The organism is Pseudomonas syringae CC1557 (genome assembly GCF_000452705.1).
GTDB classification, from domain to species: Bacteria; Pseudomonadota; Gammaproteobacteria; order Pseudomonadales; family Pseudomonadaceae; genus Aquipseudomonas; species Aquipseudomonas syringae_F.
The window spans coordinates 2264056-2288362 of record NZ_CP007014.1 but is presented as its reverse complement, the minus strand read 5'-3'; the positions used below and the strand labels follow the sequence as shown (position 1 = coordinate 2288362).

At 58.5% G+C, this 24307-nt stretch carries 24 protein-coding genes; 8 read left to right on the top strand and 16 right to left on the bottom strand.

Annotated elements, in window-relative coordinates; all coding sequences use genetic code 11:
* Nucleotides 1-48: 48 nt before the first annotated feature.
* From N018_RS10535 to N018_RS10515, 5 genes are all read left to right on the top strand, one after another.
* Nucleotides 49-906, top strand: a complete 858-nt coding sequence (locus tag N018_RS10535) for an SDR family oxidoreductase (protein ID WP_025389513.1) — start codon at nt 49-51, stop codon at nt 904-906.
* Between the two features lie 96 nt (nt 907-1002).
* Nucleotides 1003-1311, top strand: coding sequence for an RcnB family protein (locus N018_RS10530; RefSeq protein WP_032632844.1), 309 nt, complete (start codon nt 1003-1005; stop codon nt 1309-1311).
* 211 nt (nt 1312-1522) lie between these two features.
* The gene (locus N018_RS10525) at nt 1523-2011 is read left to right on the top strand and encodes a DUF3828 domain-containing protein (protein WP_024645750.1); all 489 of its coding nucleotides are present in this window, start codon (nt 1523-1525) and stop codon (nt 2009-2011) included.
* A 63-nt stretch (nt 2012-2074) separates the two neighbouring features.
* Nucleotides 2075-2278, top strand: coding sequence for a hypothetical protein (locus N018_RS10520; protein WP_024645751.1), 204 nt, complete (start codon nt 2075-2077; stop codon nt 2276-2278).
* A 142-nt stretch (nt 2279-2420) separates the two neighbouring features.
* On the top strand, nt 2421-2621 hold the full coding sequence (locus N018_RS10515) for a hypothetical protein (RefSeq protein ID WP_024645752.1): 201 nt from the start codon (nt 2421-2423) through the stop codon (nt 2619-2621).
* Between the two features lie 7 nt (nt 2622-2628).
* Here the strand turns inward: N018_RS10515 and N018_RS10510 are convergent, their stop codons facing one another.
* Nucleotides 2629-4080, bottom strand: coding sequence for an MFS transporter (locus N018_RS10510; RefSeq protein ID WP_025389512.1), 1452 nt, complete (start codon nt 4078-4080; stop codon nt 2629-2631).
* A gap of 61 nt (nt 4081-4141) precedes the next feature.
* The gene (locus N018_RS10505) at nt 4142-5461 is read right to left on the bottom strand and encodes an Nramp family divalent metal transporter (RefSeq protein WP_024645754.1); all 1320 of its coding nucleotides are present in this window, start codon (nt 5459-5461) and stop codon (nt 4142-4144) included.
* Nucleotides 5462-5768: 307 nt separating this feature from the next.
* On the opposite strand from N018_RS10505, the gene N018_RS10500 reads away from it, so the two are divergent.
* Nucleotides 5769-7187, top strand: a complete 1419-nt coding sequence (locus N018_RS10500) for an MFS transporter (RefSeq protein WP_025389511.1) — start codon at nt 5769-5771, stop codon at nt 7185-7187.
* A 30-nt stretch (nt 7188-7217) separates the two neighbouring features.
* Here N018_RS10500 and N018_RS10495 read toward each other — a convergent pair whose 3' ends face one another.
* The 5 genes from N018_RS10495 to N018_RS10475 form a co-directional block, all read right to left on the bottom strand.
* Nucleotides 7218-7442, bottom strand: a complete 225-nt coding sequence (locus N018_RS10495) for a DUF6555 family protein (RefSeq protein WP_024645756.1) — start codon at nt 7440-7442, stop codon at nt 7218-7220.
* Between the two features lie 195 nt (nt 7443-7637).
* Nucleotides 7638-9464, bottom strand: a complete 1827-nt coding sequence (locus N018_RS10490; protein WP_024645757.1) for a glycoside hydrolase family 15 protein — start codon at nt 9462-9464, stop codon at nt 7638-7640.
* Nucleotides 9457-10257 carry an SDR family oxidoreductase gene (locus N018_RS10485; RefSeq protein WP_024645758.1) on the bottom strand — a complete coding sequence of 267 codons (801 nt, stop codon included), beginning with the start codon at nt 10255-10257 and terminating at the stop codon, nt 9457-9459. Before N018_RS10485 ends, N018_RS10490 begins: the two co-directional genes overlap by 8 nt.
* 71 nt (nt 10258-10328) lie before the next feature.
* The gene (locus N018_RS10480) at nt 10329-11366 is read right to left on the bottom strand and encodes an NADP(H)-dependent aldo-keto reductase (protein WP_025389510.1); all 1038 of its coding nucleotides are present in this window, start codon (nt 11364-11366) and stop codon (nt 10329-10331) included.
* 100 nt (nt 11367-11466) lie between these two features.
* Entirely contained in the window at nt 11467-13278 is a 1812-nt protein-coding gene (locus N018_RS10475) for an ABC transporter ATP-binding protein (RefSeq protein WP_025389509.1), read from the bottom strand.
* A gap of 87 nt (nt 13279-13365) precedes the next feature.
* Between N018_RS10475 and N018_RS10470 the strand changes: the two genes are divergently transcribed.
* Complete coding sequence (locus tag N018_RS10470) at nt 13366-13791, top strand: DUF1810 domain-containing protein (RefSeq protein WP_025389508.1); 426 nt, start codon at nt 13366-13368, stop codon at nt 13789-13791.
* 43 nt (nt 13792-13834) lie between these two features.
* On the opposite strand, the gene N018_RS10465 is transcribed toward N018_RS10470, so the two are convergent.
* The 3 genes from N018_RS10465 to N018_RS10455 form a co-directional block, all read right to left on the bottom strand.
* Nucleotides 13835-14905, bottom strand: coding sequence for a DUF1615 domain-containing protein (locus N018_RS10465; protein WP_025389507.1), 1071 nt, complete (start codon nt 14903-14905; stop codon nt 13835-13837).
* Nucleotides 14906-14974: 69 nt separating this feature from the next.
* Nucleotides 14975-15883 (bottom strand): glutaminase B, encoded by a 909-nt coding sequence (gene glsB / locus N018_RS10460; RefSeq protein ID WP_024645763.1) that lies wholly within the window; start codon nt 15881-15883, stop codon nt 14975-14977.
* 70 nt (nt 15884-15953) lie between these two features.
* Complete coding sequence (locus N018_RS10455) at nt 15954-16769, bottom strand: class II aldolase/adducin family protein (protein WP_024645764.1); 816 nt, start codon at nt 16767-16769, stop codon at nt 15954-15956.
* Nucleotides 16770-17001: 232 nt separating this feature from the next.
* Between N018_RS10455 and N018_RS10450 the strand changes: the two genes are divergently transcribed.
* Nucleotides 17002-18039 (top strand): ABC transporter substrate-binding protein, encoded by a 1038-nt coding sequence (locus N018_RS10450; protein ID WP_025389506.1) that lies wholly within the window; start codon nt 17002-17004, stop codon nt 18037-18039.
* 52 nt (nt 18040-18091) lie between these two features.
* Here N018_RS10450 and N018_RS10445 read toward each other — a convergent pair whose 3' ends face one another.
* The 6 genes from N018_RS10445 to N018_RS10420 all read right to left on the bottom strand — a co-directional run bounded on the left by N018_RS10445 (nt 18092) and on the right by N018_RS10420 (nt 24208).
* Nucleotides 18092-20491 (bottom strand): TonB-dependent receptor plug domain-containing protein, encoded by a 2400-nt coding sequence (locus N018_RS10445; RefSeq protein WP_025389505.1) that lies wholly within the window; start codon nt 20489-20491, stop codon nt 18092-18094.
* 279 nt (nt 20492-20770) lie between these two features.
* Nucleotides 20771-21172, bottom strand: a complete 402-nt coding sequence (locus N018_RS10440) for an ExbD/TolR family protein (RefSeq protein ID WP_024645767.1) — start codon at nt 21170-21172, stop codon at nt 20771-20773.
* A 1-nt stretch (nt 21173) separates the two neighbouring features.
* Complete coding sequence (locus N018_RS10435; protein ID WP_024645768.1) at nt 21174-21902, bottom strand: MotA/TolQ/ExbB proton channel family protein; 729 nt, start codon at nt 21900-21902, stop codon at nt 21174-21176.
* Nucleotides 21903-22007: 105 nt separating this feature from the next.
* Nucleotides 22008-22838, bottom strand: a complete 831-nt coding sequence (locus N018_RS10430) for an energy transducer TonB (protein WP_024645769.1) — start codon at nt 22836-22838, stop codon at nt 22008-22010.
* 276 nt (nt 22839-23114) lie between these two features.
* Nucleotides 23115-23609, bottom strand: coding sequence for a copper chaperone PCu(A)C (locus tag N018_RS10425; RefSeq protein WP_024643344.1), 495 nt, complete (start codon nt 23607-23609; stop codon nt 23115-23117).
* Nucleotides 23603-24208: an SCO family protein gene (locus tag N018_RS10420; RefSeq protein WP_025389504.1), complete on the bottom strand. Its 606-nt coding sequence runs from the start codon at nt 24206-24208 to the stop codon at nt 23603-23605. Before N018_RS10420 ends, N018_RS10425 begins: the two co-directional genes overlap by 7 nt.
* Nucleotides 24209-24307 lie beyond the last annotated feature (99 nt).

The window sequence follows — 24307 nt, the reverse complement described above, 5'->3', positions numbered from 1 at the left end:
TCATGACTATCCTCGTGCTTTCCATCAACCTGATTCGAGAACCCCAACATGATCGTTGTCACCGGTGCCACTGGCCAGCTTGGCCGTCTCGTCATTGAACAGTTGCTCACTCGCCTGCCCGCTTCGCAGATCATCGCTGCCGTGCGCAGCCCGGAAAAGGCCGCAGACCTTGCGGCACTGGGCATTCAGGTGCGTCAGGCCGATTACTCCCAACCGTCGACGCTGGACAGCGCGTTTGCCGGTGCCAAAAAGCTGCTGCTGGTGTCTTCCAGCGAAGTGGGCCAGCGTCTGGTGCAGCACAAGGCGGTTGTCGATGCTGCTAAAAATGCCGGGATCAAACTGTTGGCCTACACCAGTGTCCTGCATGCCGACCGTTCGGCATTGGGTCTGGCCAAAGAACATCGCGAGACCGAGGACTATTTGCACGCCAGCGGACTGCCGTTCGTGTTGCTGCGTAACGGCTGGTATACCGAAAACTATGTGGCAGGCGCACAGGGAGCCCTGGCGCATGGCGCGGTACTGGGCTGCGCTGGCGAGGGGCGGATCAGTTCGGCTTCCCGACTGGACTACGCCGAAGCTGCCGCAACAGTTTTGACAGACGATCAGGATCAGGCCGGTCGCGTGTATGAGTTGGCGGGCGATGATTTTTACACGTTGGCCGACTACGCTGCCGAGCTGTCCAGGCAGAGCGGCAAGACGCTGGCTTATGTTGACCTGCCGCAGAGTGAATTCGAAGCGGCGCTGATCAAGGCGGGCCTGCCGGATTTCGTCGCGCAGTTGTTGGCCGACTCGGATGCTGCGGCAGCCAAAGGCGCACTGTTCGACGACGGCCGCCAGTTGAGCACGCTGATCAAGCGCCCCACTACGCCACTGGCTGCAAGCATCGCTGAAACGCTCAAAGGCTGAACGCGGCAAACCCGATCGAATGATTTGAAAGCATGAAGGTCCCAGTTATTACCAAAGGCATTAAGCCGCCTGATACCTAAGACTGGGAGTCTTCATATGAATAGCAAATCGTTGATCGCCTGCATGACCCTGCTCGGCTGTTTCTCCGCCGTTACCCTGCCGGTTCACGCAGCAGAGACGCCCGACCCGAAAGTGACCGAGTCGAAGGACAACGTTCACGAACTGGAGGTCGGTTCCCGCGTGCCGGAGAAGTACCGTCGCAGCGACCTTGAGGTGAAGGACTGGAAGAGCAAGGGCCTCGAAGCGCCAGCCAAGGAAAGCGAGTGGGTCAAGATCAACGACAAGTACGTGCGATTCCAGAAAGTGAATGGCCAGATCATGGATATCGTGCCGGTCAAGAAGTAAGTACGGGTAATCTGTGCGCATGCCGTGCGCACAGGGCTCTGCCAAGAGCGAATCATAAGCGCCCAAGGCTATGCTCGTCGTTCTGCCGACGAACTATCAGCAACCTGTCACCTCTCACACTCAAAACCATTGCTTTTTTGTCCGCATGCCTTACAAATGCAGACTCGTCCGACTGTAACCACCACTGCCACCTTTACCGCGAGTTCGCTCCATGTCCAGAACCGTTGCCATTGCCCTCGCCTGCCTGCTTTCATCCGCCGCACAGGCTGCCTGTCCTGCTGCCACCCCAGTCGATACGGCGCGCTGGATCTACGAGAAACATCAGGACTTTTACCTCAAGGACAAAGGCGGGGCTGATTACCTGTCCAAATCACTGTTGAGCCTGCTCAAGAAAGACTGGGCGTGCCAGAACGGCGATCAGTGTGCCGTCAGCGCCAACCCCTGGACTGACGCACAGGATGGCGACGTGCAGAAGCCCATCGACTGGAAACTGGTGTCCAATTCCGACAAACAGGCGGTGGTCGAGATGACCTACAACCTGGGTTACAAGGATGCCCCTCAGCAACCCGTCAGCAGCCAGACCACACGCCTGCTGATGGCGAAAAATGCCAACAGCTGCTGGGTGCTGGACAACCTGCAAGGCCCGCAGGGCGTTGCGTTGGGCCAGGCGCTCGAAGAATTTCCCTACGAAGGTGACTGATCAACCTTGAAACCATTTGCCTTTACCGGTATCACAGGCACTTGAACTTCAAGAGCGAGCACCATGAATACCTTTGAGGAATCGATTATTGAGGCTGCGCAGGCCGCTACGCCCAATAACACCGATGCCGAACGCGAAGCTGCCAGACTTGCCGCCACACAGGCAGTGGCTGAAATCGTGTCCAGCAAAAGCGGTTTGAGTCGCACCCTGGCACTGGCTGAACTGCTGGACTCCTATTCGGAGCAGGACGATCAAGAGGACGAATAAATGGCCAGGGCGGGCGCCCATACATTTATTTGATCGCGCCGTTAAAGAAGCCACTTTCATTGCCGAAAACTTTTTTGGGCGGTTTTATCAAAACGGTCCCTTTTTGTCAGTGCGCTCGGATGCGACCTATGAGGAAGCATTCTTGCAAATCGAACGACTGGAAGACATCCAGGCCTATGTGCAGCGCACTGCCGATGATCTGGAGCGGGTCTCGATCAACCTTGCCGGGCACCTGGTGTACCTTGAGCGCTCTGCGCGCCCGCACGAGGCTCGCGAAGTCAGCGAGCGCATTTTCGGCCTGCAGGCCTCGGTAGACAGCCTGCGCGGCGTGTTCAGCAACTGATCAGTCGCTACTGGCCATCCGCCTGCGATAGCGGCCGTGCAACCTCCTCAAGCGATTTGCGTTCGGCAGCCATGCCCCAGATCGATTGCACCAACGCGGCCAGCAACATCAACCCTGCCCCGATCAGATAGCCGATCAGCACATTGCTGCGATCCCCGCTTTCGATAAGCTCTCCAAACAGCGTCGGGCCGATGATCCCGCCCAGCCCTGTGCCGAATGCGTAGAACACTGCAATTGCCAGCGCACGTATTTCCAGCGGGAAGGTTTCGGCCACGGTCAGGTAGGCCGAGCTTGCAGCCGCAGACGCGAAGAAAAAGATCACCATCCAGGCGATCGCTTGCTGGGTCACGTCCAGCAAGCCCTGCTGGAACAGATATCCGCTGATTGCCAGCAGCACCCCGGACACGCCATAGGTCAGGCTGATCATCACGCGTCGACCAATCACGTCAAACAGCCTGCCCAACAACAGCGGCCCGCAGAAATTGCCCAACGCGAGAGGCAGGACGTACCAGCCCACCCGTTCAGCGGGTACGTTGTAGAAATCGGTCAGCACCAGCGCGTAAGTGAAGAAAATCGCATTGTAGAAAAACGCCTGGGAGGTCAGCAGCGTCAGGCCCACCAGCGAGCGCTGGCGGAACGTAACCAGCAGCGTTCTCGCGACCTCGCCAAGCGGCGTGTGGTCTCGGACGTGCAAGCGTAGCGGTTTGCCCTCAACGGCAGGCAACACGTGTCCGCGACGTTGCAGGTCCGCCTCGATCTGCTCGACTATCCTGGTCGCTTCTGCCGACTGGCCATGAATCAGCAGCCAGCGCGGGCTTTCCGGCAGCCACAGGCGCATCAGCAAGACCAGCAGGCCCAACACTGCGCCAATTCCGAAGCACAGGCGCCAGCCCAGTTCGGCCCCCACCCATTGCGGGTCGAGCAAGACAATCGAACCGATAGCCCCCAGTGCCGCGCCCAGCCAGAAGGTGCCGTTAATGGTCAGATCAACCCAGCCCCGGTAACGGGCCGGAGTGAATTCCTGAATGGTCGAGTTGATCGCCGTGTACTCGCCACCGATGCCCATGCCGGTCAGAAAGCGGAACAGCATGAAGCTCCAAACGCTGAACGAAAACGCCGTGGCAGCGGTTGCACCGACATACAGCAGCAAGGTGATGAAGAACAGCTTGCGCCGCCCTAGTCGGTCTGCCAGCCAGCCGAAGAACAGCGCGCCCAGCACGGCACCGGCGATGTACGCCGCGCCCGCCAGGCCGATGTCACTGTTGCTGAGGTTCAGCGCCGGGCTGGCTTTGAGGGCACCCGCTACCGAACCTGCAAGGGTGACTTCCAGGCCGTCGAGCAGCCAGGTAATACCCAGCGCGACCACCAGCAACGTATGAAAGCGCCCCCAGGGCAGGCGATCAAGCCGGGCAGGCAAATCTGTCTCGAACACTGCTCCATTATCACGGGTCGTGTTCATCTCCAGGCTCTCTAGGGCTGACGTTGGTGTCAGGGTTGAGAGTCGCAGAAATCGCCTGAGTTCAGCTGATCCAGAACCACATCAGCGTCAGGTTGGCCGCTGATATCAAGCCGAACAGCCCCCACGCAACTGTTTTAATCAACCGGCTGTTGACGAACGGCCCCATCAGGTGAGGGTCACTGGTGAAGCGGATCAGTGGCCACAGTGCGAACGGCAATTGCAGGCTCAACACCACCTGACTGAGCACCAGCATTTTGCCCACTGAACTGTCGCCCAGCCAGATCACACCGATCAGCGCCGGAATCAGCGCCAGTGCTCGGGTGATGAAACGTCGCTGCCAGCACGGAATTTTTGCCTGCAAAAAGCCTTCGAGCACCACCTGCCCCGCAATCGTGCCAGTGAAGGTCGAACTCTGCCCGGCAGCCAGCAAGGCGATCCCGAACAGTACGCTGGCAATGGCGCCGCCGACCAACGGGTCGAGCAAGTGATAAGCGTCCTGAATCTCGACCACCTCGGTATGGCCGGTCTTGTGGAACGCCGCCGCGGCGAGAATCAAAATCGCGGCGTTGATCAACAGCGCCAGGCTCAGCGAACCAATGGTGTCAAAACGCGCAAAGCGAATGGCGCTGGCCTTGCTCGCTTCGTCAGAACCGTTCACCCGTGTCTGCACCACCGAAGAATGCAGGTACAGGTTATGCGGCATGACGGTGGCACCCAGAATGCCGATGGCGATGTACAGCGGCTCCTGACTGCTCAGCACATCCCAACTCGGTTTCAGCCCGGCAAAGACGTCCGGCCAGAACGGCTTGATCAAGATCAGTTCGACAGCAAAGCACGCCGCAATGGTCGCGATCAGTCCCAGCACAATCGCTTCCAGACGCCGGAAGTTGGCGCCCTGCAAGGCCAGCACGATCAGCGTATCAAAGGCGGTAAGCGCGACACCCGCGGTGATCGACACCCCCAGCAGCAGGTGAAACGCCAGCGCCGCACCCAGCACTTCCGCCAGGTCGGTGGCGACGATCGACAATTCCGCCAGCAGCCACTGCCCCTTGGCGACCTTCGGGCTGTAATGAGCAGCAGACAACTGCGCCAGATCGCGCCCGGTGGCGATCCCCAGGCGCGAACAGAGGTTTTGCAGCACCATGCCTGACAAGCTGGCCAATACCACTACAAACAGCAATGAATAGCCGAAACGCGAGCCCGCCTCGATGGCCGTCGCCCAATTGCCGGGGTCCATGTAGCCGATGGAGATCAGCAAACCGGGGCCGACGAACAGCATCATCTTGCGCAGCAACGAGGCATTGGCAGGAATGACCACGCTGTCGCTGGTCGCGGAGGGACAGAAAGGAGCAGTCGCAGTGGTGGGCAGTTTGTACGTCACGGGAACCCGTCGAGGGAGAAGAATGAAGAACCTAATCCTAAGGTTTTGCGACACATGTTGATACATCCGAACCCGTCAGGAACGCTCTTTTTTGCAGGGAGCTCGTCACTTACTGCTCCTGTCGAAGGCTTTATATGATATTCATCTGATCGGCCAGCGATGACGATGAAGTGAAATAAATACTCAACAAAGTTATCGGGTAAACAATTATTCATCTCTAAAAGGCCGATAAACGCACTCGGCGCTAATCATTACCAATTGTAAAGCGTACCATCCGCTCACCAACAAGAACTCAGGATGGCCACTGATGAACCCTCCACACAAGATGGGCACTGCGGCGCAAGAATCGCTGCGTGCAGCTTATATCTCGGCACGTATCGACCGGCTGCCTGCAGTCGCCAGCATCTGGCGACTGGTCGCGCTGCTGTCCATCGCCGGATTTTTCGAGCTCTATGACCTGTTTCAGACCGCCTATATCAGCCCCGGCCTGATCCGCGAAGGCATCTTCGCAACCGGCAGCCAGGGCCTGTTCGGCTTTTCTGATCAGGCGGCTTTTGCCTCGGCGACTTTTCTCGGCCTGTTCTTCGGGGCCAGCCTGCTCAGTCCGATTGCCGATCGTTTCGGGCGTCGCGCGATTTTTACCTTTGCACTGATCTGGTACACGGTCGCCACCGTGATCATGGGCCTGCAAACCTCGGCAATGGGCGTGATCGGCATGCGCTTTGTGGTCGGTATCGGTCTGGGTGTCGAACTGGTGACCATCGATACCTACCTTTCGGAACTGGTGCCCAAACGCATCCGCAGTTCAGCCTTCGCGTTCGCATTTTTCATTCAGTTCCTGTCGGTCCCCTGCGTTGCGCTGATGTCATGGTGGCTGGTGCCGCAAGACCCGTTCGGCTTTTCCGGCTGGCGCTGGGTGGTCATCAGCAGTGCCGTGTTCGCGCTGTTCGTCTGGTGGCTGCGCGCCGCGCTCCCCGAGTCGCCTCGCTGGCTGGCCCAACAGGGGCGTTTCGATGAAGCCGAACGGATCATGGACACCATCGAGACACGTTGCGCGAAGGAACATGGCAAGCCGCTGGATGAACCGGAGCCTGAAGCAGTGGCCGTCGAGGGTAAGGGGCGCTTTGCCGACATGTGGCAACCGCCCTACCGCCGTCGCGCACTGATGCTGGTGGTGTTTCACATTTTTCAGGCGATTGGCTTTTTCGGCTTTGGCAACTGGCTGCCCGCGCTGCTTTCCGGACAAGGCGTAAGCGTCACCCATAGCCTGGGGTATGCGTTCGTGATTACGCTGGCGTACCCGCTGGGCCCGTTACTGTTCGTGAAATTTGCCAATCGCTTTGAAAACAAATGGCAGATTGTCGGCTCGGCATTGGGTGCAATGATCTTCGGCAGCCTGTTCGCGTTTCAGACCAGCGCAGTCGGGCTGATCTTCTGCGGGATCATGATCACGTTTTGCAATGCCTGGCTGAGCTTCAGTTACCACTCTTATCAGGGTGAGCTGTTCCCGACCAACATACGGTCTCGTGCGGTCGGTTTCTGTTACTCGTTCAGCCGCCTGTCAACGGTGTTCAGCAGCCTGTTGATCGGGGTGTTTCTCGAACACTTCGGCACACCAGGAGTACTGGCATTCATCGTCAGCAGTATGTTGATCGTGATGATCGTCATTGGTTACTTCGGGCCACGCACCCGCAATCTGGCGCTGGAACAGATCACCCATCGCTGATACGGCGTTCCGATCAGCGATCAGAGTGGGTCAGGCCTGGGCCCACTCCACGTTGGTCACACCGAAGTGTTCCGCATAGGGCTTCGAGACCCGCGGAACCTTTTCCAGACGGTACTTGGGTATGCGCGCCAACCCTGCATCGACACTTGCGTAATGCCATGCTTCGGTACTGTCCATGTTCTCGGTGCGTATGTAAAAGCTCTTGAACGAACCGTTTAATAGATAATCGATGCGGTAGTGCTTTGGAAGTGCCATTGAAAGCCTGATCCTTTTTTCAGCAGTGGCTTGAACTATAGGTGACCTTTCACACAGCACAAAAATTCAGTCTTTTTTCAATATCCGCGACCAACGAACGCCACCGGGCGACATACGAATCAAGCAAATGGAGCATGAGTGGGCGCCTTACCCGCACGCATGCTTCGCTCACAACCGGCTATCAGATTGCCGATATCAAGGCTGCCAGAGCGCCTCACCGCCACTCAGCTTGCGATCCAGAAAACTGGCTGCGCTGATCAGCGCCAGATGGCTTAAAGCCTGCGGCGTGTTGCCCAGATGACGGGCATGCCCATCGAACTCTTCGGCGTACAGCCCCAGCGGATTCGCGTAGCGCAGCAGTTGCTCGAACTCCAGATGCGCCTGCTCGACGCGTCCGGCGCGGGCCAGGCATTCGACGTACCAGAATGAACAGGCGACGAATGCGCCTTCGTCGCCTGCCAGGCCGTCATCATGATCGTCATCGTTGCGATAGCGGTACACCATGCCGTCACGCACCAGCGTCGCTTCGATGGCATCCAGTGTCGCCAGCCACTTGGGATCGTTGGCACCGACAAAGCGCACCAGCGGCATCAACAACATGGACGCATCCAGATTGCGACTGCCCTTGTGTTGCACGAAATGACCAAGCTCTTCGTTCCAGAAGTTTTCCCAGATGTCGTTCTGGATGTCTTCGCGCACCTTGGTCCAGCGTTCGAATGGCCCTGACAGTGAACGCTTGAAAGCCAGACGCAGCGCCCGGTCCAGCGCCACCCAGCACATCAGCCGCGAATGCAGAAAGTGCTGATCGCCGCCGCGCATTTCCCAGATGCCCACATCACGGTCGCTCCAGTGCTCGCACACATAATCGACCTGACGCACGACATGCTTCCAGCCGTCATGGGAGATCGCGTCGCCGTATTTGTTGGCCAGGTAGACGGCATCCATCAGTTCGCCGTAGATATCCAGTTGAACCTGCTGGTACGCCTCATTACCGATACGCACCGGCTGGGCACCGCCATAGCCGGACAAGTGATCGAGATGTTCCTCGGGCAGCTCTGCGTGGCCATCAAGGGCATACAGAATGCCAAGTTTTTCGGTCTGCTCGCAGCAATCGTCCAGCCTGCCGCGCACCCAGCTCATGAACGCATTGGCTTCGTCGGTGTAACCCAGGCGCATGAAGGCGTAAACGGTGAACGACGCATCACGAATCCAGGTGTAACGGTAATCCCAGTTACGCTCACCACCCTCGGTTTCCGGCAAGCCATAGGTCGCGGCGGCGACAATTCCGCCATGCTTGCGTGAGGTCAGCAACTTGAGCGCCAGCGCGGAGCGGGTAACCATTTCACGCCAGCGGCCCTTGTATTGCGACTGCCCGGCCCAGCGCCGCCAGAATTTCAGGGTGTCGTCGAAATAACGCGAGCACTTGCCTGCCGCTACATTCGGGTCGTCGATGCCGCCGAGGATAAACTCGATGGTCTGGCCTTTGTGCATGTGAAATTCCGCCACGGCATCGTGTTGCTCCAGATGCAGCGGCGTGGCGGCAGACAAGCGCATGCCGGGCTGCCCTTCGGCCTCGAAACAGACGTCCTGGCCATCGATGCGTGCGGTGGTTTCGGCGCGGCTGTAATCCATGCGCACCCTGCAACGCATGCGAATCCGCGCCTCACCAAAGCGCACCTGAACCCGGCGCACAATGCGTGGCAGGTCGTCCTGATCTTCGCCAATCGGCATCAGGTCAGTGACTTCCACCACCGCCTGCTCGGAAATCCAGCGAGTTTGCAGAACATTGGTGTCCGGTAGGTAGATTTGCAGCCGACGCGCCTCAGGCAGATCGGGCGCGAGCTGAAAAATCCCGGCGTCGGTGGTGTCCAGCAGCGCCGTGAAAATGGACGGGCTGTCGAAATCCGGCCAGCAGCAAAAATCGATACTGCCGGTGTCGGCAATCAGGGCTGCGCTGCGCATGTCGCCGATGATGCCGTGGTCTTCGATACGGTTTTGTGCCTCCTCCAGAAATTCAGCCATTGCCACGGAACTCCGGATAGAGGGTCATGCCGCCGTCGATGAATAGCGTGGTGCCATGGATATAGTCCGAGGCATCGGAGGCCAGCCAGAGCACTGCGTTGGCAACGTCTTCCGGCTCACCGATGCGGCCGTAGGGAATCAGTTTGAGCATTTCCTTTTCAGCGTCGCCTTTACGCGCCTCGGCGTTGATCGGGGTGCGGATGGCGCCTGGCGCAACACTGTTGACGCGAATCTTCAGCTCGCCGACTTCCTGGGCAATGCTGCGCATCAGTAGATCGACGCCGCCCTTGGAGGCTGCGTAATTGACGTGCCCGGCCCAGGGAATCAACTGATGGACCGAACTCATGTGAATGATCTTGCCCATCGCCCGCGACACATCAGGGCGCATGCCCTGCTTGATGAACTGGCGCAACGCCGCGCGGGCGCAGAGGAACTGCCCGGTCAGATTGACGTTGATGACGGTGTTCCAGTCTTCGAGGGTCATGTCGACGATGGACGCGTCTTTTTGCAGACCGGAATTGGCAACCAGAATATCCAGCGCACCGAAGTGCTCGATGGTCTGGGCGAACATTCGCTCGACATCTTCCTCTTTCGACACGTCGGCCCCGACAGCCAGAGCCCGTCCGCCAGCGGCGCGAATTTCTTCGGCCAGCTTTTCGGCAGGTTCAGCTTTGGAGTTGTAGTTGATGACCACCGCAGCACCGGCGTCGGCCAGTGCCCGGGCAGCACCTGCACCCAGGCCGGAACTGGCCCCAGTGACGATTGCGACTTGTTGCTTGAGTGAGATATGCATCGATTTCAGCCTCGGAGTGAGCGTATTAGTGCTGACTGGCGAGGCTGAAAGGAAGTTCAGTTCAGTTCAGCTTAAGGCGCAGGGTTGGGTTGCGAGGTGTGAATCGCTTCGATGCCGGCGATGACTTCATCGGACAGCGTGACGTCGATGCTCTCCAGGTTGATCTTCAGTTGATCGAGTTTCGTGGCACCGATGATGTTACTGGTCACGAACGGCCGGCTGGTCACATAGGACAGGGCCATTTGCGAAGGGTCCAGACCATGCTCGCGGGCCAGCGCGACGTATTGGGCGGTGGCGCTGACGGCCTGCGGGCTGTTGTAACGCTGAAAGCGCTCGAACAGGGTCAGGCGGCCATCGGCAGGACGCGCACCATCAAGGTACTTGCCGGCCAGCATACCGAATGCCAGTGGCGAATAGGCCAGCAGGCCGATCTGTTCGCGAATGGCGATTTCTGCCAGACCGACTTCAAACGTGCGGTTAAGCAGGTTGTAGGGGTTCTGGATGGAGACAGCACGTGGCAGATCCAGGGTTTCGGCAAGGTGCAGAAAACGCTGGGTGCCCCATGGCGTTTCATTGGACAGCCCGAAGTGGCGAATCTTGCCCGCCTTGACCAGATCGCCCAGTACCGACAGGGTTTCTTCGATCTCGACGGCCTGATCATCCGCATCGTGGGTATAACCCAGCACGCCGAAGAAGTTGGTCTTGCGATCTGGCCAATGCAGCTGATACAGGTCCAGATAATCAGTGTTCAGGCGTTTGAGACTGGCTTCCAGCGCTGCGGTGATGTTCTTGCGGTCAAGACGCGGATTGCCATCGCGGATGTGATCCATGCGGCCAGGACCGGCGACCTTGCTGGCCAGCACCCAGTCGTTGCGATCGCCGTACTTCTTGAAGTACTCGCCGATGATGCTTTCGGTCTTGGTGTAAGTCTCGCCACGCGGCGGCACCGGGTACATTTCTGCCGTGTCGAGGAAGTTGACCTTCGCGTCCTTGGCCATACGAATCTGTTCGAATGCTTCATCCTGGGTGTTCTGCTCGCCCCAGGTCATGGTGCCCAGGCAGATGGCGCTGACCGACAGGTCGGTCTTGCCCAATTTACGAAATTGCATCGATGACTCCGTTTGGTTCAGAAGAATACGGTGTGAAACAGGGTTCCTATAAAACGCCGACATGTAACTGACTGCAACACTTTTCATACAGCGATTTTATCTAGCGATAGCCCTGCGCCTGTAGATCGAACAACGCGGCGTAGCGCCCTGCGGCGGCGATCAGGCTGTCATGATCGCCACGCTCAAGCACTCGCCCATGTTCCAGCACCACGATGTGTTCAGCATTGCGCACGCTGGAAAACCGGTGCGATATGAGCAGTGTCATGCGGCCTTTGGCGTATTCGCGGAAGTGGTCGAACACCGCCGCTTCTGCTCCGGCATCCAGCGCGGCAGTCGGCTCGTCGAGAATCAGAATATCGGCGTCGCGGCGCATATAGGCACGCGACAAGGCGATCTTCTGCCACTGCCCGCCGGACAGCTCCTGACCGCCTGCAAACCAGCGGCCCAATTGCGTGGCATAGCCCTTGTCGAGCTGTTCGATGAACTGCGCGGCCATGCCCTGCGCCGCCGCTTCTCGCCAACGGGTTTCATCGTGAAACGCATGGGTGTCGCCGACCCCGAGGTTTTCGCCGACCAGAAACTGATAGCGAATGAAATCCTGAAAGATCACGCCGATCCGCGAGCGCAGGGCATCTTCGTCCCACTCCTGCAAATCGCTGCCATCCAGCAGAATGCGCCCCTGATCAGGCCGATACAAACGGGTCAGCAGCTTGATCAATGTGGTCTTGCCCGACCCGTTCTCACCCACCAGCGCCACACTGCGACCGGGCGCCAGGTGCAAGTCGATATGTTCCAGCGCCGGGCGGCTGGTGCCTGGGTAGGTGAAACTCACCTTCTCGAAACGCATGCCGTCGCCAGGCAATGCGCCCTGCGTCAGGCTGCCGGTCGGGGGTGGGACCGGCTGGCCCAGGTAAATGTACAAATCGGCCAGGTACAGCCCGTCCTCATACAAACCGCTGATCGCGCTGAGGCTGCTGCTGACTGCCGCCTGCCCCTGCTTGAACAGCACCAGGTACATGGTCATCTGACCGAGCGTGATGTTGCCATGTACGGCATCGACCACCACCCAGGCATAAGCCAGATAAAACGATGCAGTGCCCAGCAGCCCCAGTAGAAATCCCCAGCCATCGCGGCGCAGGGTCATACGGCGGTCTTCGCCGTACAGTCGTTCGAAGGTCTCGCGATAGCGCTGAAGCAGCAGCGGCGCGAAGCCGAACAGTTTGACTTCCTTGATGTAGCCCTCGTGGGAAAGCAGCGTTTCAATGTAATTCTGGCGGCGGGTTTCCGGGGCACGGCGCGTAAACAGGCGGAACGCATCGCCTGAGAAATGCGCCTCGGCGAAGAACACCGGCAACGCGCCCAGCACCAGAATCAGCAACGCCCAGGGCGAAAAGTGCACCAGCAGCACGGCGAAGCTGATCAGCGAAATGAGGTTTTGCAGCAAGCCCAGCGATTTGGTGACCAGCGCCAGCGGACGGGTTGAGGCCTCACGCCGGACGCGCACCAGCTTGTCGTAGAATTCCGAATCCTCGAACTGCGACAGCGACAGCGTCTGGGCCTTCTCCAGAATCAAGGTATTGACCTTCTGCCCCAGCAGCACCCGCAGCAGCGCCTGCTGCACCGACAGCGCACGCTGAGCCCCGGCCAGCAGGGCCAGCACGCCAGCTTCGAACAGTACGTAACGCAGCACGGGCCACAAAGGGGCTTCACCGGCGCTGGCATGCAACTGCATCGCTGCAACCACCGCATCGACGATGCGCTGCCCCAGCCAGGCGGCCAGCGCGGGCAACAGACCGGCGACCAGCGTGGCCAGTATCAAGCCGACGGACAGCGCGCGAGAGGTGGTCCAGACCAGATGCACGGCGCGCAAAGCCTGCTGCATGAAGGTGGTGAAGCGCTTGAAAACAGGCATACGCAAAAAACTCTAGAGACAGGTCGAACCCCCGTATCGGGCAGCCATCATACGACCACAGGTTCGTTGGAAAACAGGGAGCTCATCATGAACGACGTTTACAACCTGCAACGCTTTGTCAACGCTCAGCAGCCAGTGTTCCAACAGGTGTTAATGGAGCTTGAAGCCGGACACAAGCGTAGCCACTGGATGTGGTTCGTGTTTCCGCAAATTCAGGGGCTTGGCCATAGCGAAATGGCGCAACGCTATGCCATGAGTAATCTCGACGAAGCCAGGGCTTACCTGCAACATCCGTTGCTCGGACCACGTCTGGAGCAGTGCGCAGCCCTTATTGCCCCTCAGGTAGAACGTACCGCACAGCAAATTTTCGGCTCGCCGGATGACATGAAGCTGCATTCAAGCATGACCCTTTTCGCCCTCGCCGCCCCTGACCGGCCGGTGTTTCAGGCTGTACTGGACGGTTTTTTCGAGGGCGAGCGGGATGCGATGACAGTGAGACTGCTGTCACGTTGATTTCCAGGCCAGGCATACGGAGCGCGTCCAAGCTGATTCAACCTCACTTCGGCGCGCGCAGCACGCAGCGTTCGCGGCGGTCGTCAACACGCTCGGCGAACCAGGCGGTGGTGAGGTTGCGGGTGATTTTCGGGCTTTTCAGGGTGATGCCGGGCAGGATGGCTCTTGGCAAAGGCTTGCCCGCTGCCTTGTCGGCCAGCGCGAACACCTTGCTGTACAGATCGGTTTCTTCGAATTCCAGAGTATCGCCCTGCTTGAGCTGACTCCATATCTGCGACTTGTTCATGCCCAGTCGGTCACCCAGCGTGCGCACCGCAAGTTCGGTAGAGCCCGGTGAGGTGGAATCGAAACGGATCAGGTCGCCATCGAGCGCCAATTCGATGCCGGTTGCCCGGCTTACCGCGTTTTGAAACGCTGCATTACGGCTGGCGTACCAACCGGCGTTGAAATCGGCAAAGCGGTACAGCGACTGGGTGTAGTTAACCGGGTAGCCGAGCAAGTGCGCGATACCGAAATACATGCCGCCACGGCGGGTAAACACTTCACGCCGGATGGAGCCTTCAACCGTGTAGGGATAATCCTCGGCGTGCTTCTCGGCAAAGGCAATGGCAACCTGCATCGGCCCACCGGTCTTGACCGGGTTGAAGTTGCCGAATAGCACCTGTCCCAACGGCACCATGCCAATAAAGTCATCAAAAATGGCACTCAGGTCTTTCTCGGTGTGTGCCGAGTCGAGTCGTTTGCCATAGGTTTTACCATCCGGTGAGCGAACGCGCAGCGCAGTGGCTATAAGCGCATTGGGAATATGCAGCCGCGCAGCACGCCGGTCGATTTCGGCGCGGGCGATCCGGCCCATGTTCGGCACCGCAGGATCAACCTGGAAGGTGGATTCCTGCTCGGTCACGGCCAGTACCGAACAGATGTTTTCGGTGGTCAGCGGGATTTTCTGCGCGGCGAACGCAGCATGGATGTCCGTCGCCCATGCCTGCCGGTCACTGACACTGGCCGGTATCAGGCGCACGATCTGCGCGCGCGCCTGCTGCGGGCTCAGCTCCGGTTCCTGCGCACGCTGGGTACCGCAACCGGCCAGCACCAGCAGCCCGATGCTCATCATGAGCAAGCTGCACACCCTTCGACTCAATCCTTGATTTCTGATCATCTGCGCTCCAGAGCACTTTTTAGTTCAAAAGACTGACCAGTCGATCCTCGCACTGAGTTTTTCCAACGCAGCCATACCGACCAGGGAATTACCGGCGGCGTTCAACTCAGGGGACCATACACACAGCGAAAAACGCTCGGGAACAATAGCCACAATGCCGCCACCTACTCCACTCTTGCCAGGCAAACCCACACGATAGGCGAAGTTGCCTGCTTCGTCATAAAGACCGCTGGTGGCCATGATCGAGTTGACCTGCGTCGTCTGGCGAGCGCTGAGGATCTGCTCGCCACTGTGGACGCAAAAACCCTGATTGGCCAGAAAGCCGAAGGCACGCGCCAGGTCGATGCAGCTCATGCTCAGTGCGCAATGATGGAAATAGCTGCGCAGCACGTCTTCCACATCGCCATGGAAATTATCGAAGGATTTCATCAGATAGGCAGCTGCTGCGTTGCGCGAGCGGTGCTGGTATTCGGAGTCGGCGACTTTGAAGTCGGAGGTGATGCCGGGGTTGCCACACAGGCGTCTGACGAAGTCGCGCATCGACAGGGAAGGCGCGGCGAAGCGGGCCTGGTTGATGTCGCAAATCACCAGCGCACCGGCATTGATAAACGGGTTGCGCGGCCTGCCCCGCTCGAATTCGAGCTGTACCAGCGAGTTGAACGGCTGGCCGGAAGGCTCATGGCCGAGACGCTGCCAGATGTCCTCACCGGAATGACCGATGGCCTGCACCAGGCTGAATACCTTGGAAATACTCTGAATGGAAAACAGCGTTTCGGCATCCCCCGCACTGAACATCTGACCATCGTTGCCATAGACCGCGATGCCCAGTTGATCCGGCCTGACGCCGCCCAATGCCGGAATGTAATCGGCCACCTTGCCCTGACCGATCAAGGGTCTCACTTCATCGAGGATTTCGTTCAGCAGGTCTTGCATGTATGCGCCCCTTGTTTTGGGTGCGCACACTACACCAACCCTCCACGCCTCGCATCACTGCATTGCAGGCTCAGTCCCGATAATCAGCGCCGCTACGCTCCAGCTCGCGAATCAATGCATTCCAGTGCCTTATGACACCCGGCCCGTGGCCGTCCTTGATGACCCTGGCCTGCTGTTCGACTTTTGCAATTACCTCGGGTGGCGGAAACACCAGTTCGGCATTACCTGCCGATTGCGCGGCTATCTGAATGTTGCAGGCATATTCCAGGGCATGCAGTTGCTGAAACGCATGCTCGACACTCACGCCGCCGGTCAACAAGCCGTGATTGCGCAGAATCATCACACTTTTGTCACCCAGGTCCGCAACCAGTCGTTCGCGCTCGCTCAGATCCAGCGCAATGCCTTCGTAACCGTGGTAGGCCACGCGCCCGGAGAAGGCAATCGAGTGCTGGGAAATCGGCAGCAAACCGTCTTTCTGTGCCGACACGGCGATGCCGTCGCGCGTGTGCGTGTGCAACACCGCTTGCAGGTCATGGCGTGCGGCATGAATGGCGCTGTGGATTACATACCCGGCGTAGTTGATGCCCAGTCCGGTCGGGTCATCGACAATCGTGCCGTCGATGTCGACCTTGACCAGGTTCGACGCGGTAATTTCATCGAACAGCAGCCCGAAAGCATTGATCAGAAAATGCTCGTCCGGGCCCGGCACGCGTGCCGAAAAGTGTGTGTAGATGTGATCAGTCCAGCGCTTGAGCGCGGCCAGTCGATAGGCCGCTGCCAGTTTGACCCGGACTTCCCATTCTTCCGGCGACACCCTGTCGCGCACGCTGCCGCCACCCGATGGTGTCGTAGCTGACTGGACTGGCAAAGCGCTGACGTTGCTCATGGTCTTGCTCCTGAATGGCTTGAGACTGACCAGCAAGACTAGGCGCATGGAATCCCGATTAAAAAGCACATTTACTTCTAAGCTAATTATAAAAAAATAGAATATTAAAACCTGTCTTGTCTGCTTCTTTCGCGCGTGTCCGACGGTCTATGGTTATTCATTAAGGTTATTTAAATAACTTTTTATATAGCGATATGCTCCATAAAACTTTAAATCAATGTTGGAGCATCGCATGTCGAAAACCGCAAAATTTCTACCCCGTATCAGCCGTCTCACAGCGACCATAGGTCTGGGTGCCGCCCTGCTGAGCGCCACCCTGATCGCCCCGGCTACCGCGCAGGCTGAAGGTGAAATCCGCATTGCCGAGCAATTCGGCATCGTCTATCTGCTGCTCAATGTGGTGCGCGATCAACAATTAATCGAGAAACATGGCAAGGAAGATGGACTCGACATCAAGGTGGACTGGACCCAACTGTCTGGTGGTTCGGCGGTCAACGATGCGCTGCTGTCAGGCTCCGTCGATATTGCCGGTGCAGGGGTTGGCCCCTTGCTGACTATCTGGGACCGCACCAAAGGCCGACAGAACGTCAAGGCGGTGGCGTCGCTGGGTAACTTCCCGTACTACCTGGTGAGCAATAATCCCAATGTCAAAACCATTGCCGACTTCACTGAAAAGGACCGCATCGCGGTTCCGGCAGTCAGCGTTTCAGTGCAATCGCGCTACCTGCAGCTTGCCGCCGCCAGGCTCTGGGGTGACAAGGAATATGCGCGACTGGACAAATACACCCTGAGCCTGCCCCATCCGGATGCGGCCGCCAGCCTGATTGCCGGTGGCACAGAATTGACCGGGCACTTTTCAAACCCGCCGTATCAGGATCAGGAGCTGAAAAACCCCAATGTGCATGTAGTACTCAATACTTACGACCTGCTGGGGCCCAACTCACCGACAGTGCTGTTCGCCACAGAAAAGTTTCGTGAAGAAAACCCGAAAACCTACAAGGCATTCATCGAAGCGCTGGCCGAGGCGGAAACATTCGTCAGCAAAGACATCGCTGCCGCAGCCGACATCTATCTGCGTGTCACCAAGGCGAAGATCGACCGCGCCGAACTGCTGAAGATCATTGACCAGCCAACGTTCCAGTTCACCATCACGCCGAAGAACACCTATCCCCTGGCCGAGTTCCTGTATCGCGTCGGGGCGATCAAGAACAAGCCCGCGTCGTGGCAGGATTACTTCTTTCAGGATGCCACTCCACTGCAGGGCAGCTGAGTGTCACGGGATGCATGCCAGCGTGAAGCGCTGGCATGCGCGTAAAGCCCGGCTACCAGTTGTACGTCACTTTCCCGTAATAAAACGCCCCGCTATACCCGTAAGGCGAAAAGGTGCTGTAGGCCAGGTTGCCGCCGCTGGAGGAGAAGTCGTTGAGCTTCTCCGGGTATTTGTCGGTGACGTTGTCACCCCCCAGCGTAAAGACCCAGTTCTTGAGTTTATAGTCCACCGCCAGGTCCAGCAGCCAGGCGGCGCTGAAGGTCTGGTCGTTGACCTTGTCAGCCTGGTAGCTGGTGAACTCGCCGTAGCGCACCAGATTGGAATGCAGCGCCCAGTTTCCGAAGGTGAGGTCGTTGCCCAGCGTCAGTTTGTGCTGCGGCGTGGTATCGCCCAGCAGGCCGATACGCTCCCTGCGATCCACCCGGACCAGGTTCACGCCCAGTTGATCGAGAATGGCCGGGTTGGCTTTCACGTCGGTGACTTTGGTGTGGTTGTAGTTGTAACCCAGGGTACTGTTCCAGCGCACGCCATTGTCGAACTGATAGCGATAGTTGGCGACCAGATCGACGCCGTCGGTGCTGGTGTCGGTGGCATTGGTGAAATAGCGGGCACTGGTGTAGTTGATGTCACCAACGCCGTTACTGCGCAGGTAGTTGATCGCCGCGTTATTGAGCACCAGGTTGGACGACAGCGAGATACGGTCCTGGATGTCGATGTGATACACGTCGGCAGTCACGGTCAGGCTGTCCAGCGGTTGTACTACCAGACCCAGGCTGTAGTTGCGCGACTTCTCGGGCTTCAGATCCTCGGCGCCCAACAGCTGAGCGACATTGCTGCCCGCCGGGAACGTGCCCGCTTCCTGAATGGTGTTGCCGATCAACTGCGACGAGGTAAAGGTGAAGTTCTGCTGGGCCAGCGAAGGTGCTCGAAACCCCGTCGACACGCTGCCGCGCAAGGCCACCTGCGGCGTGAAATCGTAACGCGCCGACAGCGAGCCGCTGACATTGGAGCCGAAATCGCTGTAGTCCTCATGGCGAACGGCAGCCGAGACACCGAGCTTGTCAGTCAGGTTGGTTTCCACGTCCAGGTATTGCGCAAAGTTGTGCCGCGAGTAGCTGCCCGCATCGGCCGCGCGGAAACCACCCAGCCCGGAACTGCCAGTCTGGAAGTACGATTCCGCCTGCCCTGCTTCAATCTGATAGCCCTGGCGCAAATACTCGGCACCGAAGGCTACCGAGACCGGATACGGCAGCCACGCGGCGCTGAATTCCCGCGAGAGGTCGAGGCTCAACTGCTTCTGATCGTTGGTCAGCGTGCCGTTATCGAACGAACGTGGCGTGTTCAGGCCCAGCGATGTATTGATGGTTTTGGTGCGCAGTTCATAAGAGTTCCTGCCGTAGTTGGCGGACAGATCGTAATGCCAGTCATCTGCAAGCTCACCCCGTAGCCCGGCGACAAACGTGGTGTCTTCCAGCGTGCCGTGAATCAGCGGTAAATAACCGTTTGGATAAATCGCCGCGATGTTGTTCGAGGCATTGCTCGGTCGATAGAACGCAGCCGTTTCGCCACGGCGCTTGCTGTAGCCACCAAAACTGTAGAACTCCGCCGCCTCGTTGAAACTGTATTCGGCGTTGTACTGCAACTTGCCCTCTTCGGTTTCGGGCTCCCCCTGGCGGAACACCTGCTGACCGTAAGTAGTGGAACCTGCACTGGACGCCCGAAGGTCATCACCGGCACGGTTGGTGTAGTCGTTATTGGCACCTTCACCCGAGAGGTTCAGCGTGCCGTTGTCACCCAGCGCGAAGCCGGTATTGCCGGAGACCTGACGCTGAATCCCATCGCCCTTCTTGTACTGGCCATATTTGCTGGAAATCGAACCGCCATGATCGGCGCTCTTGAGGATGATATTGATCACCCCGGCGATCGCATCGGAGCCGTAGCGCGCCGAAGCACCGTCGCGCAGTACTTCGATGTGATCGATAGCCGACAGTGGAATAGCGTTGAGGTCGGCAGGTGCCGAGCCGCGTCCAACCGCCCCGCCCAGGTTGACGAACGCCGACGTATGACGACGCTTGCCATTGACCAGCACCAACACCTGATCCGGCGACAGACCGCGCAGTTGCGCCGGGCGAGTCAGCTCTGCACCGTCTACCAGGCTGGGCCGAGGGAAGTTGATCGACGGGATCAAGCGTGCCAGTACCGTGCCCAGTTCGCTGGAACCGGAACTGCGCAGGCTGTCACCGGAAATAACGTCGATAGGCGACAACGACGCGCTGGCGGTGCGCTCTTGCGCACGGGTGCCGGTGACGATCACCGTACCCAGCGTAGAAGCCTGGTGGTTTTGTTCATCTGTTGTTTCTACAGCGTAGGCGCTTGCACTGATCCCGGCGACGCTCAGCAAATTAGCTGAAAAAATCGCCGTGGCCAGTGCATTTCTGTTGAAATTCCCCATACCGCTACCCCTTGTAAATCCCTGATCCAGAAACTGATGTTCTGGTTACAACGAGCGATCCGTGCGGCGGACGGTGGCGATCATTAAGAGTGAATTGATGAGCCGGTGATCCGATGTTTATAGCTTAATGACATTTACAGAAACTTTTAAATACCAATAAAGAATAAGCTTCTACATTTGTGTCAGCACTGAAAAACACCTGAAATGCGAACAAAAAAAGGCCGCACCTGCCTGAGGATGCGGCCCGAAACGGTTGAAACTGATTAAGGGAAATGACGCTTATTTAGCGGTGATCACCGACAGTTTGGTAATACCGGCGCGCTCGATGGAGGCCATGGCTCGCGCCACTTCGCCATAGTTCACGGCATTGTCCGCCTGCAATTGCACTCGCACGTCCGGAGCCTTCTCTCTGGCGGCTTTAAGATTAGTCTCCAGCAGGTCAGGCTGGATTTCATCCTTGTTGATGAACAGCTTGCCCTGACCGTCGATACTTACCACCAGCGGGTCTTTCTGCTCTACCGGCGCGACGGATTCGGTTTTGGGCAGGTTGATCGGGATCGAGTTGGTGAGCAGCGGCGCGGTGACGATGAACACCACCAGCAACACCAGCATCACGTCCACCAGCGGGGTGACGTTGATCTCGCTCAGCACTTCGTCAGTGTCTTGAGTGGAAAAAGCCATGTCAGGACGCCTCCTTCACTTTCTGTGCGGCCTGCCCGCCTGTGGCGCCAGATTTCAGGACCGGGTGCAACAGCACGCGGAACGCACTCTTCTGCGCCAGGCTGTAGAAGTCGTGGGCAAAGTCGTCCAGGTCTGCAGCAGTCAGCTTCAGGCGTCGTAGAAAGTAGTTGTAGACCAGCACCGCAGGCACCGCGACAGCAATGCCTACGCCGGTCGCCACCAGCGCGGCACCGATCGGACCGGCCACGGTTTCCAGGCTCGCCGAACCCGCGGCGCTGATCCCCTTGAGGGCCGACATGATCCCCCAAACCGTACCGAACAGGCCTATGAAGGGTGAGGTGCTGCCGATGCTGGCAAGAATGGCCAGACCGGTTTCCAGTGAGCGGCGCTCACGAACAATCTGTTGGCGCAAGGCACGCTCAAGGCGGTCCTGATGATTGATCGACTGGCTGAGATCGTTGCCTTGCGCGCCCTCCGGCACTTGTATCGCGGTGTAACCGGCCAGCGCGACGCGAGCAGCTGCACCCGGTTGTTCATGGGCCAGTCGGGCAGCGGAATCGAGGTTCGATGCGGCCCAGAATTGTTTATGGAACGCGCGGTCCTGGGACTTCAGGCGTGAGAACTGCACGCCCTTGAGCAAAGCCAGGCCCCAGGTGGCGACGGAAAAGATCACCAACAGCCAGATGACTGCGTGTTCTATGGATTCAAAAGGCGAAGCAATCAGGTTCATGGCGCAGCTCTCTCTCAACAAAGTCTGAACAAGGCATGGGGTGTGTCGCGATGCGCCTTTGGTTCAGGTAGCTCGCCGGGTCAATCGAAATTCCGGTTATGTGGTCTATTTGATCTTGAAATCAATGGGCACGCTGACCCAGCCATCCTGGGCAACATCGCCCTGTTTGGCGGGTACGAAACTCCAGCGTTTCACGGCGGCCAGCGCGGCATCATCCAACTGATCGCGACCGCTGCTTTTCTGGATCTGAATCTCGCCAGGCTTGCCGCTGGCCAAGACCTGCACACGCAACAACACGGTGCCTTCCCAGCCGCGACGCATCGCCAGCGACGGGTATTCCGGCGCCGGGTTGCGCAGGTAGCCAGCACTGGCCGATGCCGGGGTTACCGGTTTGGAAGCAGGCGGTGCCGGTGGCGCGGGCGCAGCAACTGGCGGTGCAGGCACGGCAGGTGCCGGCGGTTGCTCAACCGGTTTGGACACTGACTTTACGACCGGCTTTACGACCGGTTTGGGCGGTTGTGGTTTGGGAATCGGTTTGGGCGGTGGCGGCTTGACGGCCAGTTCATCCTCGACCGGAGGCGGCTCGACCACCGGCTGCACGACCGGCTCGGGTAGAGGCGGCGGTGTTTCCACCACGGGCGGCGCAGGCTGGGAAAACTCGATGGTCATTGGCGGAATTTCCGGCGGCACGACCGGCAATACAGGCGTCGGATTATTGCTCAGCCAGTAAATGACCGCAGCGTGGAACACCAGTGCCAGCGCACCGAGCAGAACGGCTTCACGTCGCCCGAGAATCGGTTTGGGGGTGCTTTGCAGCCGCGCCAACGCCAACGCCAACGGGCCATGGAAGGGACGCCCCAGATCGACCAAGTCGCCACTCGGCGTCTGGCGCCAGGGCACATCGTGTGCACTGGCTGCGGTCTGGACATTGCCCATTGATACACTCCTGCATTTTCATGATAAAAATCCAGGTTCTGTTGGTATCAGTCACCTTTCCAAAGTTGTTATGGCAAGGCAATCATGGCGGAAAAAGGCTTGTTCCTGAAAAGAATATTTGGTTCGCTGGTTAGACTGAAAGTGAATATGTGAGTCAGATTACTGAGGAACGAGAGGTGTCCGGGAGAATACTATCGTGCCGACGCTCCGCGTCGGCATGCAGTTCTGGACGCTCCGCGTCCGGTCTTGACTGTGCGATGCGCTCCAATCAATGCATCAATGACCGCTGTGATCGCCATGACCGCTGTGCTCGTCAGAGGTCAGCGACCGGGCGACGGCCTTGACTTCGATTGACTCCTTCACGCCCTTGGCGTCTTCGACGGTCAGCGTCAGGGGCACTTCATCGCCCTCTTTGACCTGCGCCTTGAGGCCCATGAACATCACGTGGTAACCGTTGGAATCGAACACCACCGGCTTGCCCGCTGGCAGGTCGACCGACGTAACGCGCTGCATGCTCATCACATCGTCTTTCATGCTCATCTGGTGGATCTGCACGGTCTTGGCGACAGGCGATGCAACGTCGATCAGCTTGCTGTCAGTGCTCGAGGTGATGTGCATGAACGCGCCAGTGGCGGGCTGGCCCGGCACAGTGGCACGAACCCAGGCATCGTCGACTTTAGTGTCGGCCAGCGCGTTAGCACTCAGGCCCAACAGCGAAAGGGTCAGCAACAGCGGCTTTACGGCGTTACGAATCAGAACGGTCATCAGCATACTTCCATCAAAGTGAGCAGATCTTCGGTGCATTGTTGGGCGGACAGCCTGTGCGACAGGCCCAGGCGCAGTACGCCGCGGGTGTCGTAGACGTAGCTGGTGGCGGTGTGGGAAATCGTATAGGTATCACCCAGTGGGACTTTCTCGAAAAACACCCCGAATTCCTTGGCCGTCGCGACGGTTTCTTCAAGCGTACCGGACAAGGCTACAAAGGTAGGATCGAAGGCCTTCACGTAGGCGTCGATCACCTCGGGCGTATCGCGCTCCGGGTCCAGGGTAATGAACACCACCTGGAGCGTCTTGCCCTCCTCGCCCATCAGCTTCCTGATTTGCGCAGCGCGTGCCAGCGCCGTGGGGCAGATTGCCGGGCATTGGGTAAAGCCGAAGAAGATCATCGGCATCAGGCCGCGAAAACTCGACAGGGTCTTTACGTTGCCCTGCGGGTCCTTGAGCCTGAAGTTACGGCCAACGATCTCGTTGCTCATGTCTTTGCCGTGCTTGAACGGCAGGGCATTGGAATTGCCACAGCCGGCCAGCAGACCAAGGCTCAGCAGGGAAAGGCCAGTGACCACCTCGCGGCGGGTCAGATGTTGCGTCATGTCTTGCGTCCCTTGAAGGAGAAGGCGCTCGGAGCGACGAATGCGTGGCGGCGAATTTACCACTCAAGGTTCGGAGCGAATACCGTCAATCCTGTATCA